This window comes from Streptomyces sp. NPDC014801, assembly GCF_043082085.1.
GTDB lineage: Bacteria > Actinomycetota > Actinomycetes > Streptomycetales > Streptomycetaceae > Streptomyces.
In genome coordinates, this window is record NZ_JBIBXG010000001.1 from 81857 (window position 1) to 98582 (window position 16726).

The window sequence follows — 16726 nt, forward strand, 5'->3', positions numbered from 1 at the left end:
CGAACCTTCTCCATGCCAGGAACCTTCGAACCGCTCCCCGGCGGCGGCGCGGCCGTCGCCCTCGACGACGTCGAGATCTCCATCATCCGCTCCCTCGCGGTCCAGCTCCTGGAGCTGATCGGCCCCGGCCCCGCCGAGGACGCGGGCGCCGACCCGCTCGCCGAGCTGTTCGCCGAGGGACCGAGCGAGCCGCCCTCCGACCCGGTCCTCAAGCGCCTGTTCCCGGACGCCTACACCGACCCCGAGGAGCAGCCCCCCACCGCGCAGGCGGCCGAGGAGGCCAAGGCGCACTCGGCCGAGTTCCGCCGGTACACCGAGAACGACCTGCGCGCCGGCAAGCGCGACAACGCCCTCGCGGTGATCCGCTCCCTGGACGCGCTGACCCCCGCGGGCGACGGCGGCGCCGTCCTCAAGCTGTCCCCGGAGGAGTCCCGGCAGTGGCTGGGCGCGCTCAACGACCTGCGCCTGGCCATCGGCTCCCGGCTGGACATCACCGACGAGGACGACACCGACCTGCTCTACCGGCTCCCGGACGAGGACCCGCGCAAGCCGATGGTGATGGCGTACCTGTGGCTGGGCGGACTCCAGGAAACCCTCGTCACCACCCTCATGCCCTGACCCTCGCCGACTGCCCCAACCTTTCCCGACGTGTCCGGATACGGGCGTCCGCTCAGAGGACGCTCAAATCCGGATAACGATCCTGTGAAAGCGGTGCCCTCTTACGCCCCGTTCGGGTGGCCTTTGTCCGCTTCTCCCTGTGGGATGCCTCACAGGGCACACCTGTGATCTCTGTTGCGGCCGTGATAAATCTTCACGACCGCCCGGCGAACACCACCCATGTTCAGCCGGGTGCGCCACCGAGCCGGTAACCACCGGCCAGGCACGAGCAGGCGCGTGTAGCCCGCTCAGCTCCATCATCCGGGGGGATCGAGACCCGATCCGCGGCCGACTCAAGGCGCGGGTCGGCATGGAGAAAGGCGCACCACACATGACCTCTGCGCAGGTCGACCAGCATCGCGACGGCAACGAGGCCGTGGCGCACGAGGGCGGCGAGGGGTATCAGCGCGGGCTCGGAGCCCGGCAGATCCAGATGATCGCCATCGGCGGTGCCATCGGCACCGGCCTCTTCCTCGGCGCGGGCAAGGGCATTTCCAAGGCCGGCCCCAGCCTGATCCTGGCGTACGCCATCGCGGGCCTGGTCATCTTCTTCATCATGCGGGCGCTCGGCGAGCTGCTGATGTACCGCCCGGTGTCCGGCTCCTTCTCGGAGTACGCGCGCGAGTTCATCGGCCCCTTCGCGGGCTTCGTGACCGGCTGGACGTACTGGCTGTTCTGGGTCGTCACCGGCATCACCGAGGTGACCGCGGCGGCCTCCTACATGACGTACTGGTTCGACATCCCGCAGTGGCTGTCGGCCCTGGTCTTCACCGTCGTCCTGTACGGCGCCAACCTGATCTCCGTGAAGCTCTTCGGTGAGCTGGAGTTCTGGTTCTCGATGGTCAAGGTCACCGCGATCATCGGCATGATCCTGATCTGCGCCGGCATCCTCACGCTCGGCTTCTCCGACGCGGGCGACACCGCCTCCGTGGCCCACCTGTGGAACCAGGGCGGCTTCTTCCCGCACGGCGTCGGAAACAGCCTGATGACCCTGCAGATGGTCATGTTCGCCTTCCTCGCGGTCGAGCTGGTCGGCGTCACCGCCGGCGAGTCCAAGGACCCGAAGACCGTGCTGCCCAAGGCGATCAACACCGTGCCGTGGCGCATCGCCGTCTTCTACGTCGGCGCACTGATCATGATCCTCTCGGTCGTGCCGTGGACGAACTTCCACGCGGGCGTGAGCCCCTTCGTGGCCGCCTTCGAGAAGATGGGCTTCGCCGCCGGCGCCGGCATCGTCAACTTCGTCGTGCTGACCGCCGCGCTGTCCTCCTGCAACTCCGGCATGTACTCCACCGGCCGCATGCTGCGCGACCTGGCGCTCAACAGCCAGGGTCCGAAGTTCTTCACCAAGCTGACGCGCAGCGGTACCCCGCTCGTCGGCACCACGTTCTCCGCCGCGCTGATGATGGTCGGCGTCTGGATCAACTACCAGTGGCCGGGCAAGGCGTTCGACTACGTGGTGTCCTTCGCGACCATCTCCGGCATGTGGGCCTGGATCGTCATCCTGGTCTGCCAGCTCCGCTACCGGGCCAAGGCCGACCGCGGGGAGCTGCCGCGCAGCGAGTTCCGCGCCCCGGGCGCCCCGCTGACCAGCTGGTTCGCGCTCGCGTTCATCGGCATGGTGATCGTGCTGATGGGCATCGACAAGGACGCGCGCATCTCGCTGTACTGCGCGCCGGTGTGGGCCCTGATCCTCGGGGTGTCCTACCTGGTGCTCAAGAGCCGCAACCCCGAGGCCGCGGCCTTCAAGAAGCGCGGCGAGCGGCAGGCCACGGCCTCCGTCGAGCACTGAGGCACACCCGGCCGAGCGCCTCGGCGACCGCCGAAGGCGCCCGCCAGGGACGTCCAGCCGCCCGGGGCTCTCGTGGTGCCCCGGGCGGCTGCCGCTCAGGACGTCCGGCATATGGGCCGCCCCGTACCAACCCTCGGTACGGGGCGGCCCTTCTGCTTATCCTGACCCCCATGCTGACCATCACCCAGGCCCTCGTCGACCAGATCGTCGCCCACGCGCGCAAGGACCACCCCGACGAGGCGTGCGGCGTCGTCGCGGGCCCGGCCGGCTCGGACCGCCCCGAGCGCTTCATCCCCATGCTGAACGCGGCCATGTCGCCCACGTTCTACGAGTTCGACTCGGGCGACCTGCTCAAGCTCTACCGCGAGATGGACGACCGCGACGAGGAGCCGGTGGTGATCTACCACTCCCACACGGCCACCGAGGCCTACCCCTCGCGCACCGACATCTCCTACGCCAACGAGCCCGGCGCCCACTACGTCCTCGTCTCCACCGCCGACACCGACGGCCTCGGCGACTTCCAGTTCCGCTCCTTCCGGATCGTGGACGGCGAGGTCACGGAGGAGGAGGTCAGGGTCGTCGAGGCCTACTGAACGCCGTCCGGTCTCGCTGGGCGGACGAAATCCGTCCGGCATACGGAATCACACTCCGGGACCGGGTCCGGGAATCGATACGATGAGCCCATGGTTCTTCTCGACGTGAGCGACAAGGCGCCGGGCACGCTGCTCGTGGCGCGGCTGCACGTCGACCTGTGCAGGCTGAACAGCGCCATCTGTTGATCCACCCCGCTGCCGCCGTCCGGCCGTGAGCCGCGGCGCGCCGCTGCCCCGTGCGCGCCTGACCGAACCGACGACACCTTCCGACAGGAGCCCTGAGCCATGGCCATCGAGGTCCGCATCCCGACCATCCTCCGCCAGTACACCGACGGTCAGAAGGCGGTGGAGGGCACCGGCGACACCCTCGCCGAGCTGTTCGCCGACCTCGAGACCCGGCACGCCGGCATCCAGGCCCGCATCGTGGACGGCGACCAGCTGCGCCGCTTCGTCAACGTCTACCTCAACGACGAGGACGTCCGCTTCCTCGACGGCATCAACACCAAGCTGTCCGACGGCGACAACGTCACGATCCTGCCGGCCGTGGCCGGCGGTATGGCCTGATCGGCGATGCGGTACGACTCCCCCCTGGCCGCGGTCGGCAACACCCCCCTGGTGCGGCTGCCGCGGCTGTCGCCGTCCGACGACGTGCGCATCTGGGCCAAGCTGGAGGACCGCAACCCCACCGGCTCCGTCAAGGACCGTCCCGCCCTGCACATGATCGAGCAGGCGGAGAAGGACGGCCGCCTCACCCCGGGCTGCACGATCCTGGAGCCCACCTCCGGCAACACCGGCATCTCGCTGGCCATGGCGGCCAAGCTCAAGGGCTACCGCATGGTCTGCGTCATGCCCGAGAACACCTCGCAGGAACGCCGTGACCTGCTCGGCATGTGGGGCGCGGAGATCATCTCCTCCCCGGCCGCCGGCGGCTCGAACACCGCCGTCCGCGTCGCCAAGGAACTGGCCGCCGAGCACCCCGACTGGGTGATGCTCTACCAGTACGGCAACCCGGACAACGCCGGCGCCCACTACGCCACCACGGGCCCGGAGATCCTCGCCGACCTGCCCTCCGTCACCCACTTCGTCGCGGGCCTCGGCACCACCGGCACCCTCATGGGCGTCGGCCGCTACCTGCGCGAGCACAAGCCGGACGTCAAGATCGTCGCCGCCGAGCCGCGCTACGACGACCTGGTCTACGGCCTGCGCAACCTCGACGAGGGCTTCGTCCCCGAGCTGTACGACGCCTCCGTCCTCACCACCCGCTTCTCGGTCGGTTCCGCCGACGCGGTCACCCGCACCCGGGAGCTCCTCCAGCAGGAGGGAATCTTCGCCGGCGTCTCCACCGGCGCCGCCCTGCACGCGGCGATCGGTGTCGGCAGGAAGGCGCTCAAGGCGGGGGAGTCCGCCGACATCGTCTTCGTCGTGGCCGACGGCGGCTGGAAGTACCTGTCGACCGGCGTCTACACGGCCGCCACGACGGAGGAAGCGATCGAGACGCTCCAGGGCCAGCTCTGGGCGTGAACGCCGCCCGGTACGACCTGTCCTGACCGGACGCGGCAGGGTGTGACCGGACGCGACAGGGCCTGACCGGTGCGACGGGCCCTCACCGGACGCGGCAGGCCGGCAGGTTCTAACCGGCCAAGTGACGGACCTGGTCCCACAGGACCGGGTCCACCACGCCCACCCGGCGCCGGAAGTCGCCCATCCGGACCTCGCGCAGCTCGTCCGTCTGCAGGAAGCCCGCCCGGCCCTGCACGTCGCCCACCGAACCCGGCGGCAGCGGGATCACCCCGGACCGCTCGTCGTGGTACCTCGTGCTGATCTTCACCACCCGCACCCGGCGCCCGTGCACCGACAGCACCAGACAGGGCCGGTCCCGGCGCTCGGGCCCGTCCTCGTGCGGCACCTGCGCCCACCAGATCTCCGCCGGCCGCGGCCGCAGCGCCCCGCCCGCCCCACGACCCGCCCACCGCGCGCGCCGTCCCGCGCGCCGCCCGCGCCCCCAGCCGTCCACGAGCACGGCGACGACCGCGAGCAGCACCATCGCCGCCAGCGCCAGCCACCAGGACGTCTCCATAAGACGACGTTACCGGCGCACCCCACCCGGGCGCGCCCCCCTCGTCACGCCGATGGCCGCCCCCGCCGCCCTCACCGGCCCCCACGTCCATCCGAACCGGTGACAGCGCAGGTGAGTTCGCCCACAACAGCCCCTGGTGGAGGAGCGACAAGGAGTTTTGCGCCTTACGCTCGACGGACCGCACGACCCCCGTCGCCCCCCTTTTCTTCCGGTCCCCGCCAGCGGAGGTTTCTGCTTCATGAAGCTCACCGTCGTCGGCTGCTCGGGGTCGTTCCCGTCCGCGGAGTCGGCCTGCTCGAGCTACCTCGTCGAGGCCGACGGCTTCCGGCTGCTTCTCGACATGGGCAACGGCGCCCTGGGCGAGCTGCAGCGCCACTGCGGTCTCTACGACCTCGACGCGATCTTCCTGAGCCATCTGCACGCCGACCACTGCATCGACATGCTCGGGTACTTCGTCGCGCGTTACTACCGCCACGACGGCGGCCGCTGCGCGCCCCTGCCGGTGTACGGCCCCGAAGGCACCGAGCACCGCCTGACCACGGCCTACGCCGACACCCCGTCGGCCTCCTCGATGAGCGAGGTCTTCGACTTCCACACGGTCAAGCCGTCCACCTTCGAGCTCGGCCCGTTCACCGTGCACACCGAACGCGTGGCCCACCCGGTCGAGGCGTACGGCATCCGCATCGAGCACGGCGGGAAGGTGCTGACGTACTCCGGGGACACCGGCGTCACCCCCACCCTGGACGAACTCGCCCGGGACGCGGACCTGTTCCTGTGCGAGGCCGCCTTCACGCACGGCAAGGAGTCCATCCCCGACCTGCACCTCAACGGCCGCGAGGCCGGCGAGACGGCGACCCGCGCCGGCGCGCGCCGCCTGGTCCTCACCCACATCCCCCCGTGGACGGACCCCGAGGTCAACCTGACCGACGCCCGCGCGGTCTACGACGGTCCGGTGCACCTGGCGGCCCCGAGGCAGTCGTACGAGATCTGATCCGGGAGCGGACCGGGGCCCGGCCCGACGGGCCTGCGGCATCCGGTCCGGTGAACGGGGAAGGCCCCCCGGAGCGCCCAGTGCTCCGGGGGGCCTTCGTGCCGTCGTGGGCGGGGCTCACGCCTTCGTGAGGTCCTCGACCTCCTCCTCGGGCTCGCGGCCCGGGGTCGGCAGGTTGAACTTGGTGATCGCGAACCGGAAGAGCACGTAGTAGACCGCGGCGAAGACCAGACCGATCGGGATGATCATCCACGGCTTGGTGGCGAGGTTCCAGTTCAGGGCGTAGTCGATGAATCCGGCCGAGAAGGTGAAGCCGGCGTGGACGCCGAGCGCCCAGGTGATCGCCATGGACAGCGCGGTCAGCACGGCGTGGATCGCGTACAGCACGGGCGCGATGAACATGAACGCGAACTCGATGGGCTCGGTGACGCCGGTGACGAAGGAGGTCAGGGCGAGGGAGACCATCATGCCCAGCACGGCCTTGCGGCGCTCGGGGCGGGCGCTGTGGGCGATGGCGATCGCGGCGGCCGGCAGGCCGAACATCATGATCGGGAAGAAGCCCGACATGAACTGCCCGGCGGTCGGGTCACCGGCGAAGAAGCGGTTCAGGTCGCCGTGGACGACCTGGCCGGCCGCGTCCTTGAAGTCGCCGATCTGGAACCAGGAGACGGTGTTGACGAACTGGTGCATGCCGACGGGGATCAGCGCGCGGTTGATCAGACCGAACAGGCCGGCGCCGACCGCGCCGAGGCCGGTCATCCACTCGCCGACGTTGGAGATGACCTCACCGATCGGCTCCCACACCAGGCCGAAGAAGACACCCATGGCGGTGCCGACGAACGCCATGATGATCGGCACCAGACGGCGGCCGTTGAAGAAGCCGAGCCAGTCCACCAGCTTCTTGCGGTGGTAGCGCTGCCACAGCACGGCGGCCAACAGACCCATGACGATGCCGCCGAGCACCCCAGGGTTGTTGTAAGTTGCAGCTATGTCTTCGCCGGCTTGGATCTTCGCCTCGGTGACCGGGAACGCCTTCAGGACGTTGCTGTACACCAGGAAGCCGACCAGGGCGGCGAGGGCCGTCGAGCCGTCGGCCTTCTTGGCGAAGCCGATCGCGACACCGATGCAGAACAGCATCGGCAGGTTGTCGAAGATCGCGCCACCGGCCGTGGCGAACACCGCCGTGACCTTGTCGGGCAGGTTCAGCTTGTCGTGAATGTCCTGCTGTCCCAGGCGCAGGAGGATGCCCGCCGCCGGCAGTACGGCGATGGGCAGCTGCAGGCTGCGGCCGACCTTCTGCAGGCCTTGAAAAAGGCCGGATCCCCGCTTCTTTGCGGGAGCCGCCGTTGCGGTGGCGGTGCTCATACGTCCTCCATCGGGTGGTGGTCTACACCACTCAGTGGTGTAGACCTGTTGTAGCACGATGAAGGCGCGATAAGGAACCCGCGATTCCCGTGACCGCGGGGGTGCGCAGCGTTATGCGGTTATGCCTTGGTGGTGTCCTCCACCTCCTCCTCCGGCTCCCGCCCCGGCGTCTTCAGATCGAACTTCGTGATCGCGAAACGGAACACCGTGTAATAGACCACCGCGAAACACAGACCGATCGGAATGATCGCCCACGGTTTCGTCGCCAGATTCCAGTTGATGACGTAGTCGATCAGCCCCGCCGAGAAACTGAAGCCGTCGTGCACGCCCAGCGCCCACGTCACCGCCATCGACACACCCGTCAGCAGCGCGTGCACCGCGTACAGCAGCGGCGCGATGAACAGGAACGAGTACTCGATCGGCTCGGTGATGCCCGTCACGAACGACGTCAGCGCCACCGACAGCATCAGACCGCCCACCTCCTTGCGGCGGTGCGGCTTCGCGGTGTGCGCGATCGCCAACGCCGCCGCCGGCAACGCGAACATCATGATCGGGAAAAAGCCCGACGTGAACTGACCCGCGTTCGGATCGCCCGCCAGGAACATGTTGATGTCACCGTGCACCGGCTTTCCGCCCGGCGGCGTGTACGTCCCGAACTGGAACCAGATGGGCACGTTCAGGAACTGGTGCAGACCGATCACCAGCAGCGCCCGGTTCGCCACCCCGAAGACACCCGCGCCCCATGAGCCCGCGTCCCGCAGCCACTTGCTGAAGCTCTCCAGCGCGTCCCCGACCGGCGGCCACACCCACAGGCACAGTGCCGCGAACGCGATCGCCACGAACGCCATGATGATCGGCACCAGACGGCGCCCGTTGAAGAAGCCCAGCCAGTCCACCAGCTTCGTCCGGTGGAAACGCGCCCAGAAGAACGCCGTCAGCAGACCCAGGACGATGCCGCCGAACACACCCGGATTCTGGAACGTGAACGCCGTCACCGAACCGGTGTCCGCCCCCACCGTCACCTGGCAGCCGATGTCCGCGATCGCCTTCGACCCGCCCGGGCAGCCCTCCGGGAACTGGTGCAGCACCCCGTAGTAGACGAGGAACGCCGCCACCGCCGCCAGCGCCGTCGAACCGTCCGCCTTGCGGGCCATGCCGATCGCCACGCCGATGCAGAACAGCAACGGCAGACCGATGGAGCCGTCCAGCAGCGCACCGCCGGCACCCTTCATCACCTTGGACACGTTCGTCCAGCCCAGGCCGTCGTCCCCGAACACGTCCGGCTGGCCCAGCCGGTTCAGGATGCCCGCGGCCGGCAGCACGGCGATGGGCAGCTGCAGACTGCGCCCCATCTTCTGCAGGCCCTGGAAGAAACGGTTCCAGTGCTGGCGCACGGGGCTCACGGGACGCGGTGCGGCGGCGGCGCTCTCGGCACTCATGGCGGTGTCCTTCCGGCCCCCGGAGGCAGGGGCGGGTTTGGCGACCGTCCTTCAGCTGGTGTAGACCAGTTGCGTACGGTTCGGTTCCGCTGTCGTGATCGCCATCATTCGGTACAGACGACATGACCGCTCGCGAAGTTGGGCCAACTGTGGGTTACTGCGACATAGCGGTTCGGATCAGGTAGTTCAGGGAGACGGAACATGGCCAGCAAGGCTGAGAAGATCGTCGCCGGGCTCGGCGGCATCGACAACATCGACGAGATCGAGGGCTGCATCACCCGCCTGCGCACCGAAGTGCACGACGCCTCGCTGGTCGACGAGGCCGCCCTGAAGGCCGCCGGCGCCCACGGCGTCGTCAAGATGGGCACCGCCATCCAGGTCGTCATCGGCACCGACGCCGACCCGATCGCGGCGGAGATCGAAGACATGATGTGACCGAAGCCGGTCACCCACGAGGGGCTCCTCCCACCACGGGAGGAGCCCCTCGCGCCGCTCCGGATAGGCTCAGCCGCATGTCTCGCATCGACGGCCGCACCCCCGAACAACTCCGCCCCGTCACCATCGAACGCGGCTGGAGCAAGCACGCCGAAGGCTCCGTCCTCGTCTCCTTCGGCGACACCAAGGTCCTGTGCACCGCCTCCGTCACCGAAGGCGTCCCCCGCTGGCGCAAGGGCAGCGGCGAAGGCTGGGTCACCGCCGAATACTCCATGCTCCCCCGCGCCACCAACACCCGCGGCGACCGCGAGTCCGTCAAGGGCCGCATCGGCGGCCGCACCCACGAGATCAGCCGCCTCATCGGCCGCTCCCTGCGCTCCGTCGTCGACTACAAGGCCCTCGGCGAGAACACCGTCGTCCTCGACTGCGACGTCCTCCAGGCCGACGGCGGCACCCGCACCGCCGCCATCACCGGCGCCTACGTCGCCCTCGCCGACGCCATCGCCTGGGCCCAGGCCAAGAAGCTCGTCAAGCCCGGCCGCCAGCCCCTCACCGGCACCGTCAGCGCCGTGTCCGTCGGCATCATCGGCGGCGTCCCCATGCTCGACCTCGCCTACGAGGAAGACGTACGCGCCGACACCGACATGAACGTCGTCTGCACCGGCGACGGCCGCTTCGTCGAAGTCCAGGGCACCGCCGAGGCCGAGCCCTTCGCCCGCGCCGAACTCGACGCCCTCCTCGACCTCGCCGTCGCCGGCTGCGCCGAACTCGCCACGCTCCAGCGAGCGGCCCTCGCGGCCACCGCCGAAAAGTAAAAGACGCGCCAAGAAAGACGGGCGGCCCGAGCAACCGAGCCGCCCGTCCTCGCGTCAGAACGGATACCGAAAGGCACACACGGCGGCCGGGGAGGCCGCCAGGAACACGGGGGCCGGGGAGGCCGCCAGGGACACGGCGGCCGGGAGGCCGCCAGGGGAGGGACACCGATCATGGCCGCGAGCCGAGGCCGCCGCATCACCACCACCGTCGCCGGCGCGATCGCCGCCGTCGCACTCACCGCCGGCCTCACCACCGGCTGCGACGCCGTCGGCAAGGCCCTGGACTGCGTGCAGACCGCCGACTCCATCGCCGACAGCGTCACCGACCTCCAGCAAGCCGTCGAGAACGCCGCCAACGACCCCACCCGAACCGACCAGGCCCTCGCCGCCATCGACCGCAACCTCGACAAGATCGGCGACAAGACCGGCAACACCGACGTCAACAAGGCCGTCGACGACCTCCGCAAAGCCGTCGGCAACGTCCGCACCGCCGTCCGCAACGGCGACCGCACCCCCGACCTCACCCCGGTCACCGACGCGGCCGGCGAACTCACCAAGGTCTGCACCCCGTGACGACGCCGACCGGCGCCATGCGGGCGGCATGACCGGCCGCCGGCCCGGCCCGCGATACTGAACGGCATGACCCGCTTGATCCTCGCCACCCGCAACGCCGGAAAGATCACCGAGCTCAAGGCCATCCTCGCCGAGGCCGGACTGCCCCACGAACTCGTCGGCGCCGACGCCTACCCCGACATCCCCGACGTCAAGGAAACCGGCACCACCTTCGCCGAGAACGCCCTCCTCAAGGCCCACGCCCTCGCCCAGGCCACCGGCCTCCCCGCCGTCGCCGACGACTCCGGCCTCTGCGTCGACGTCATGAACGGCGCCCCCGGCATCTTCTCCGCCCGCTGGGCCGGGCGCCACGGCGACGACCAGGCCAACCTCGACCTCCTCCTCGCCCAGCTCGCCGACATCGCCGACGAACACCGCGGCGCCCACTTCGCCTGCGCCGCCGCCCTCGCCCTCCCCGACGGCACGGAACGGGTCGTCGAGGGCCAGCTGCGCGGCGTCCTGCGCCACGCCCCCGCGGGCACCGGCGGCTTCGGCTACGACCCGATCCTCCAGCCGGACGGCGAGAGCCGGACCTGCGCGGAACTGACGGCCGACGAGAAGAACGCGATCAGCCACCGCGGGAAGGCGTTCAGGGCCCTGGTGCCGGTGGTGCGGGAACTGCTGGGCTGAGAGCGGTACGGCCCGTCGGCGCCGCGTAACGGCCCACCGGTGCCGAGTGCTGCGTGCTGGTGCGGCCGGAGGGACTCGAACCCTCACGGGAGTTACCCCACTGGGACCTAAACCCAGCGTGACTGCCAGTTCCACCACGGCCGCCTGGTGCTGCCCGGCCATGCTACTGGCCGGGCAGCGCGGCTAGATGCCGAGGTCCTTGATGATCTTGGCCACGTGGCCGGTCGCCTTGACGTTGTACAGGGCGCGTTCGACCTTGCCGTCCTCGTCGACGACGACCGTCGAGCGGATCACGCCGACCACCGTCTTGCCGTACAGCTTCTTCTCGCCGAAGGCGCCGTAGGCCTCCAGGACCTGCTTGTCCGGGTCGGCCAGGAGGGTGACCTTCAGGGACTCCTTCTCGCGGAACTTCGCCAGCTTCTCCGGCTTGTCGGGAGAGATGCCGATGACGTCGTACCCGGCGCCGGCCAGCAGCTCGAGATTGTCGGTGAAGTCGCAGGCCTGCTTGGTGCAGCCCGGGGTAAGGGCTGCGGGGTAGAAGTACACGATGGTCTTGCGGCCCTTGTGGTCCGCGAGGGACACCTGGTTGCCGTCGGCGTCGGGGAGGGTGAAGGCGGGGGCCACGTCCCCCGGCTGGAGTCGCTCGCTCATCGGGCTAGCGTAACCGGGGGTCCTGACCGTGCGGCGGGACCAGGAACTGACAGACTGTCCAGAACAGCATCCTCTCACTTCGGAGGCCGTACGGTGGCGGACACGTCGGACACGAGAACCCCGGCGCAGATCGAGGCGGACATCAGGCGCCGTCGTCAGGTGCTGGCCGAGACGCTGGACGAGATCGGGGTGCGGGTGCACCCGAAGACGATCGTCGGCGATGCGAAGGCGAAGGTCGTCGCCAACCTCGACCACACGGTCGGGCGGGCCTACGTCCAGGTCAACCGGGTGGTCAGCGAGGTGAAGGCGCAGTTCACGGACGAGGACGGCCAGCCGCGCCTGGAGCGCGTGGTGCCCGTCGCGCTCGTGGTGGTCGGGCTGCTCGCCCTGGGCACCCGGCGCCGCAAGGACTGACGCGGTGGAGCGCTGCCGGGGCACAGAGGCCCACCCACCCGCTCACGAATCCGGTTCAGGCAGGTAGGTTCAGTGGCGTGAGCGCCAACAGAAACGACAGCACCCAGCACGACAAGCTGCCCATCCGCATGCTGCACGACCGAGTCCTCGTGCGGCAGGACACCAGCGAGGGCGAGCGGCGTTCCGGTGGCGGCATCCTCATTCCGGCCACCGCGGCGGTCGGTCGCCGGCTGGCCTGGGCGGAGGTCGTCGCGGTGGGGCAGAACGTGCGGACCGTGGAGCCGGGCGACCGGGTCCTGTACGACCCGGAGGACCGGGCCGAGGTGGAGGTGCGGGGCATCGCGTACGTGCTGATGCGCGAGCGCGACCTGCACGCCGTGGCGGCCGACCGCTTCGAGGGGTCGGAGGACTCCACGGGCCTGTACCTCTGACCCGTCGGCACCGGCCGGGTGTCCGCCCGGTGCCCGGCCGGTGTCTGCCCGGTACCTGTCCTTCAGCGGTCCGAAGGGGCCGGTGACCATCGTCACCGGCCCCTTGTGCTGCTTGTTTGCTACCTTCGAAAGCACAGCCCGACGAGACGCGCCGTACCGGGCCAAGGCAAAGACGACGCACCCCCGTTCAGGAGTGATCTTCCGGAGGTGCCGTCATGGCGTGGGTTCTGCTGGTCGTCGCCGGTCTGCTCGAGGTCGGCTGGTCGATCGGGATGAAGTACAGCGAGGGCTTCACCCGTCTGTGGCCGAGTGTGTTCACCGGCGCGGGCATCGTCGCGAGCATGGTGCTGCTGTCGTACGCCGCCCGTTCGCTGCCCATCGGCACCGCCTACGGCGTGTGGGTGGGCATCGGTGCGGCCGGGGCGGCGGTGCTGGGCATGGTGGTGCTGGGTGAGCCGGCGACCGCCGCCCGGATCTTCTTCATCTGTCTGCTGCTGGTGGCCGTCGTCGGTCTGAAGGCGACGTCCGGCCACTGACTCCGAAGGCGGCGTCCGGCCACTGACTCCGAAGGCGCCGTCCGGCCACAGACCGCGGCCCGCGCCGCCCCGTCGATGTGCGGGGCGGCGCGGGCCGTTTCCACGGGAAGGGGCTCCCGCCTTCTACGGGCAAGGGGCCCCCGTCTTCTACGGGAAGGTGCCGCCGTCCGAGGTGCCGCCTCCGGGAGTGCCGCCGGCGCCGCCGTCGGTTCCGCCGCCGGTGGTGCCTCCGCCGGTCGTGTCGCCGGTGGTGCCGGAGCCACCGGTTCCGCTGCCGCCGCCGGTCGTGGTGCCCGTGGTGCCGGAGCCGCCGGTGGTGCCGGTGCCCCCGCCGCCGGTGGTCGGGGTGCCGCCGGTCGTGCCGCCGGTGGTGGTGCCGCCGGTGGTCGGCGTGCCGGTCTGGCCCTGCGTCTGCCCCTGGGTCTGGCCCCGCGTGGCCGGGGCGGTGCCGGTGGTGTCGCCGGTCGAGCCGCCGTCACCGCCGCCGACGGTGCCCGGCTGCTGCTGCGACGGGTCCGTGCTCGGCGGCGCCTGGGAGACGTCCGCGCCGTCCTGCAGCTCCAGGTCGAAGTCGCTGACCGGCGTGTTCTCCAGGGCGTCCTTCGTGTACTGCGCCCAGATCTCGGTGGGTGCGCCACCGCCGTTGATGCGGTTCAGGCCGAGCGCGCCGCGCAGCGACTTGTGCGCGGCGGTGTCGGGGTCCTGGCCCATGACGGAGACGACCGTGGCGAGGTCGGGGGTGTAGCCGGCGAACCAGGCCGCGGTGTCCTCCTCGGCGGTGCCGGTCTTGCCGGCGGCGGGCCGGCCGGCGGCCTGCGCGGCGGTGGCGGTGCCGTTCTCGACGACGCTCTGCAGGATCGCCGTGGTGGTGTCGGCGGCCTCGCGGCTGACGGCCTGGCGGGTGGTGCGGGCGGGCAGCGGGACGGTCTCGCCGCCCTTGGTGATCTTCTCGATCAGGGTGTACGTGCCGTGCCGGCCGTGGTTGGCGAGCGTGGCGTAGGCCTCGGCCATGTCGAGCACGCTGGCGTTGGCGACGCCGAGCGCGATGGACGGCGAGGCGTACAGCTCCTTGGTGTCGGCGGGCAGGCCGAGGTCGATCGCGGTCTGCTTGACCTTGGCGGGGCCGGCGTCGACGGCCATCTGCGCGTAGACGGCGTTGACGGACTTGTCCGTGGCCTCGCGGACGGTGATGGGGCCGTAGGAGACCTGGTCCTCGTTCTCCGGGCTGTAGGGCTCGCCGTCCCAGCCCTGGACGGGCCGCTTGTTGGTGCCGTCGTAGATCGTGTTCGGGGTGATCGGGCGGCCGTCCTGGGTGGTGGCGCCGTTCTCCACGGCCGAGGTGAACACGAACGGCTTGAAGGTGGAGCCGACCTGGAAGTCCCCGCGGGTGGCGCCGTTGGTGTACTGCTTGACGTAGTCGATGCCGCCGTACATGGCGACGACCTTGCCGGTCTTGGGGTCGACGGAGGCGCCGCCGGCGCGGACGTAGCGGTCGCGCGGGTTGTTCTTCTTGTCGAGCTTGCTGATCAGCTTGTCGTTGACGGCCTCGACGAACGCGTCCTGCTTGGCCTTCTGCAGGGTCGTGGTGATGCGGTAGCCGCCGCGCTCCAGGTCGTCGGGGTCGAGGATCTTGTTCTCGCGCAGATAGTCCTTGATGGCGTCGACGATGTAGCCGCGCTGGCCGGACATGCCGGTGGAGCGGGTCTCCTCCTTGGGCGCGGGGAACTTCGCCTTGGCGCGGTCGGCCTGGCTCAGCCAGCCCTTCTTGACCATGCCGTCCAGGACGTAGTTCCAGCGGGCCTCGGCGGCGCGCCGGTTCTCCGGGTGGGCGACGATGTCGTACTCGCTGGGTGCGTTGAGCAGGGAGGCGAGGTAGGCGCCCTGGGCGGCGTTCAGGTCGACGGCGTCGATGCCGTAGTAGGCGCGGGCGGCGGCCTGGATGCCGTAGGCGTTGCGGCCGAAGAAGCTGGTGTTGAGGTAGCCCTCGAGGATCTGGTCCTTGCTCTTCTCGCGGTCGAGCTTGATCGCGATGAAGAACTCCTTCACCTTGCGGGTGACGGTCTGTTCCTGGCCCAGGTAGTAGTTCTTCACGTACTGCTGGGTGATGGTGGAGCCGGACTGCTTGCCCTTGCCGGTGGCGGTGTTCCAGCCGGCGCGGATCATCGCCTTGGGGTCGACGGCGGACTCGCTGTAGAAGTCGCGGTCCTCGGCGGCGAGCACGGCGTGCTGGGCGGCCTTGGAGACCTGGGCGAGGGAGACGTTCTCCCGGTTGATCTCGCCGTCGCGGGCGATCTCGGTGCCGTCGGCGTAGAAGTAGACGTTGGACTGCTTGGTCGCCATGGCGTTCGCCGACGGGATCTTCACCATGGAGTAGCCGAGCAGGAACAGCCCCGCGATCACGACGATGCCGAGGACGAGGGTCCCGAGCAGCATGCGCCAGGTCGGCACGAGCCGCCGCCACCCGGTCCGCTTGGGCCGCTTGCCCTTCTTGCCCCCACCCCCGCCACCGGCGGGAGCGTCGGAGGCGTGAGCGGTGGGAACGTCGCCGCCACCGGAGGCCTGCGCGGCGCGCGCGGCACCGGCGGCAGCGGTCGTGCCGGTTGCGGCGCCGGCGGGGCCCGCGGGACCGCCCGCGGATGCCGCTCCACCACCGGCGGCCTGCGCGGCCCGCGCGGCGCGTGCGGCCCGGGCGGCTGCGGCGGCCCCGACGGCACCGGCGGCGGACGCCGCCCCGGCACCGGCGGCCTGCGCGCCCGAGGAGGCGGTGGAGCCGGCCGCGGCGCCGGCGGCGGACGTGCTCGCTGCGGCACCGGCGCCCGCGGCCTTCGCCGCGCGTGCGGCGCGGGAGGACCTGGCCGCGGCGGGACCGGAAGCGGTGGGGCCGGTAGCGGCGGGGTGTGCGGCCGCCGTGTCGTCCGTGTCGTCGGAGGCAGGCACAGCCCCCGCGGCGGCACGCCCGACCGAACGGCTCTGCGAGCCGCGCGCACCGTCCCCGGTCACGTCGGCCTTCACGTCGGCCTTCGCGAGCTGCATGGTCTCGGAAGGGTCCGCAGGCACGGCGGACCGCGCGGCCGCGGAGGCCTCACCGGAGGGCGAGCCCTCACTGCGACCGGCGCCCGCGGCGCCCTGCCCGGTGCCTTCACCCGTCGCGTTGCGTCCGGCCACCGGACCGGTAGGGGCGGTACGTCCACCCTTGGCGCCCTGCCCCGCTCCCGCGCCCTTCGCCGCGCGCGTCGCGGCCGGACGGCCCGGGGTGTCTGCGGTCTGTTCGTTCCCCGCGGCGTGACC

General features: G+C 70.5%; 19 protein-coding genes, 1 tRNA gene and 1 riboswitch. Of the genes, 14 read left to right on the forward strand and 6 right to left on the reverse strand.

What is annotated here, in order from left to right; translation table 11 throughout:
• The first annotated feature begins 12 nt into the window (after positions 1 to 12).
• From ACF1AL_RS00370 to ACF1AL_RS00395, 6 genes are all read left to right on the forward strand, one after another.
• Positions 13 to 618, forward strand: a complete 606-nt coding sequence (locus ACF1AL_RS00370; RefSeq protein WP_366834279.1) for a DUF2017 domain-containing protein — start codon at positions 13 to 15, stop codon at positions 616 to 618.
• A 370-nt stretch (positions 619 to 988) separates the two neighbouring features.
• Positions 989 to 2449 (forward strand): amino acid permease, encoded by a 1461-nt coding sequence (locus ACF1AL_RS00375; protein ID WP_366834280.1) that lies wholly within the window; start codon positions 989 to 991, stop codon positions 2447 to 2449.
• A 170-nt stretch (positions 2450 to 2619) separates the two neighbouring features.
• Positions 2620 to 3042, forward strand: a complete 423-nt coding sequence (locus tag ACF1AL_RS00380) for a M67 family metallopeptidase (protein WP_366834281.1) — start codon at positions 2620 to 2622, stop codon at positions 3040 to 3042.
• Positions 3043 to 3132: 90 nt separating this feature from the next.
• Entirely contained in the window at positions 3133 to 3228 is a 96-nt protein-coding gene (locus ACF1AL_RS00385; protein WP_019065921.1) for a putative leader peptide, read from the forward strand.
• 99 nt (positions 3229 to 3327) lie between these two features.
• Positions 3328 to 3606: a MoaD/ThiS family protein gene (locus ACF1AL_RS00390; RefSeq protein WP_365666880.1), complete on the forward strand. Its 279-nt coding sequence runs from the start codon at positions 3328 to 3330 to the stop codon at positions 3604 to 3606.
• 6 nt (positions 3607 to 3612) lie between these two features.
• Positions 3613 to 4563: a cysteine synthase gene (locus ACF1AL_RS00395; RefSeq protein WP_366834282.1), complete on the forward strand. Its 951-nt coding sequence runs from the start codon at positions 3613 to 3615 to the stop codon at positions 4561 to 4563.
• 109 nt (positions 4564 to 4672) lie between these two features.
• Here ACF1AL_RS00395 and ACF1AL_RS00400 read toward each other — a convergent pair whose 3' ends face one another.
• Entirely contained in the window at positions 4673 to 5119 is a 447-nt protein-coding gene (locus ACF1AL_RS00400) for a type II toxin-antitoxin system PemK/MazF family toxin (RefSeq protein ID WP_366834283.1), read from the reverse strand.
• A 238-nt stretch (positions 5120 to 5357) separates the two neighbouring features.
• Between ACF1AL_RS00400 and ACF1AL_RS00405 the strand changes: the two genes are divergently transcribed.
• On the forward strand, positions 5358 to 6110 hold the full coding sequence (locus ACF1AL_RS00405; protein WP_366834284.1) for an MBL fold metallo-hydrolase: 753 nt from the start codon (positions 5358 to 5360) through the stop codon (positions 6108 to 6110).
• 117 nt (positions 6111 to 6227) lie between these two features.
• Here the strand turns inward: ACF1AL_RS00405 and ACF1AL_RS00410 are convergent, their stop codons facing one another.
• Entirely contained in the window at positions 6228 to 7475 is a 1248-nt protein-coding gene (locus ACF1AL_RS00410) for a PTS transporter subunit EIIC (protein WP_391694347.1), read from the reverse strand.
• Between the two features lie 119 nt (positions 7476 to 7594).
• Complete coding sequence (locus ACF1AL_RS00415; protein WP_391825212.1) at positions 7595 to 8914, reverse strand: PTS transporter subunit EIIC; 1320 nt, start codon at positions 8912 to 8914, stop codon at positions 7595 to 7597.
• Positions 8915 to 9115: 201 nt separating this feature from the next.
• Here ACF1AL_RS00415 and ACF1AL_RS00420 point away from each other — a divergent pair, with 201 nt between their 5' ends.
• The 4 genes from ACF1AL_RS00420 (at position 9116) to rdgB (ending at position 11406) form a co-directional block, all read left to right on the forward strand.
• Complete coding sequence (locus ACF1AL_RS00420) at positions 9116 to 9349, forward strand: glucose PTS transporter subunit EIIB (RefSeq protein WP_043440579.1); 234 nt, start codon at positions 9116 to 9118, stop codon at positions 9347 to 9349.
• Between the two features lie 77 nt (positions 9350 to 9426).
• Positions 9427 to 10164, forward strand: coding sequence for a ribonuclease PH (gene rph / locus ACF1AL_RS00425; protein ID WP_366834289.1), 738 nt, complete (start codon positions 9427 to 9429; stop codon positions 10162 to 10164).
• A gap of 171 nt (positions 10165 to 10335) precedes the next feature.
• Positions 10336 to 10737 (forward strand): hypothetical protein, encoded by a 402-nt coding sequence (locus ACF1AL_RS00430; RefSeq protein WP_391779322.1) that lies wholly within the window; start codon positions 10336 to 10338, stop codon positions 10735 to 10737.
• A 66-nt stretch (positions 10738 to 10803) separates the two neighbouring features.
• Positions 10804 to 11406, forward strand: a complete 603-nt coding sequence (gene rdgB / locus ACF1AL_RS00435) for an RdgB/HAM1 family non-canonical purine NTP pyrophosphatase (RefSeq protein ID WP_391659938.1) — start codon at positions 10804 to 10806, stop codon at positions 11404 to 11406.
• A 57-nt stretch (positions 11407 to 11463) separates the two neighbouring features.
• Here rdgB and ACF1AL_RS00440 read toward each other — a convergent pair.
• Both ACF1AL_RS00440 and bcp read right to left on the reverse strand, forming a co-directional pair.
• Positions 11464 to 11550, reverse strand: a tRNA-Leu gene (locus ACF1AL_RS00440).
• A 39-nt stretch (positions 11551 to 11589) separates the two neighbouring features.
• Complete coding sequence (gene bcp / locus ACF1AL_RS00445) at positions 11590 to 12057, reverse strand: thioredoxin-dependent thiol peroxidase (protein WP_384203546.1); 468 nt, start codon at positions 12055 to 12057, stop codon at positions 11590 to 11592.
• 93 nt (positions 12058 to 12150) lie between these two features.
• Between bcp and ACF1AL_RS00450 the strand changes: the two genes are divergently transcribed.
• The 3 genes from ACF1AL_RS00450 (at position 12151) to ACF1AL_RS00460 (ending at position 13438) form a co-directional block, all read left to right on the forward strand.
• A complete protein-coding gene (locus ACF1AL_RS00450; protein ID WP_391825213.1) occupies positions 12151 to 12471 on the forward strand; it encodes a DUF3618 domain-containing protein in 321 nt (106 codons plus the stop codon).
• 77 nt (positions 12472 to 12548) lie between these two features.
• Positions 12549 to 12902 (forward strand): co-chaperone GroES, encoded by a 354-nt coding sequence (locus ACF1AL_RS00455; protein WP_103784957.1) that lies wholly within the window; start codon positions 12549 to 12551, stop codon positions 12900 to 12902.
• A 113-nt stretch (positions 12903 to 13015) separates the two neighbouring features.
• Positions 13016 to 13084: riboswitch (guanidine-III (ykkC-III) riboswitch) on the forward strand.
• Between the two features lie 33 nt (positions 13085 to 13117).
• Positions 13118 to 13438 (forward strand): multidrug efflux SMR transporter, encoded by a 321-nt coding sequence (locus ACF1AL_RS00460; protein ID WP_361622581.1) that lies wholly within the window; start codon positions 13118 to 13120, stop codon positions 13436 to 13438.
• Between the two features lie 147 nt (positions 13439 to 13585).
• Here ACF1AL_RS00460 and ACF1AL_RS00465 read toward each other — a convergent pair whose 3' ends face one another.
• Entirely contained in the window at positions 13586 to 16471 is a 2886-nt protein-coding gene (locus tag ACF1AL_RS00465) for a transglycosylase domain-containing protein (protein ID WP_391825214.1), read from the reverse strand.
• Positions 16472 to 16726 lie beyond the last annotated feature (255 nt).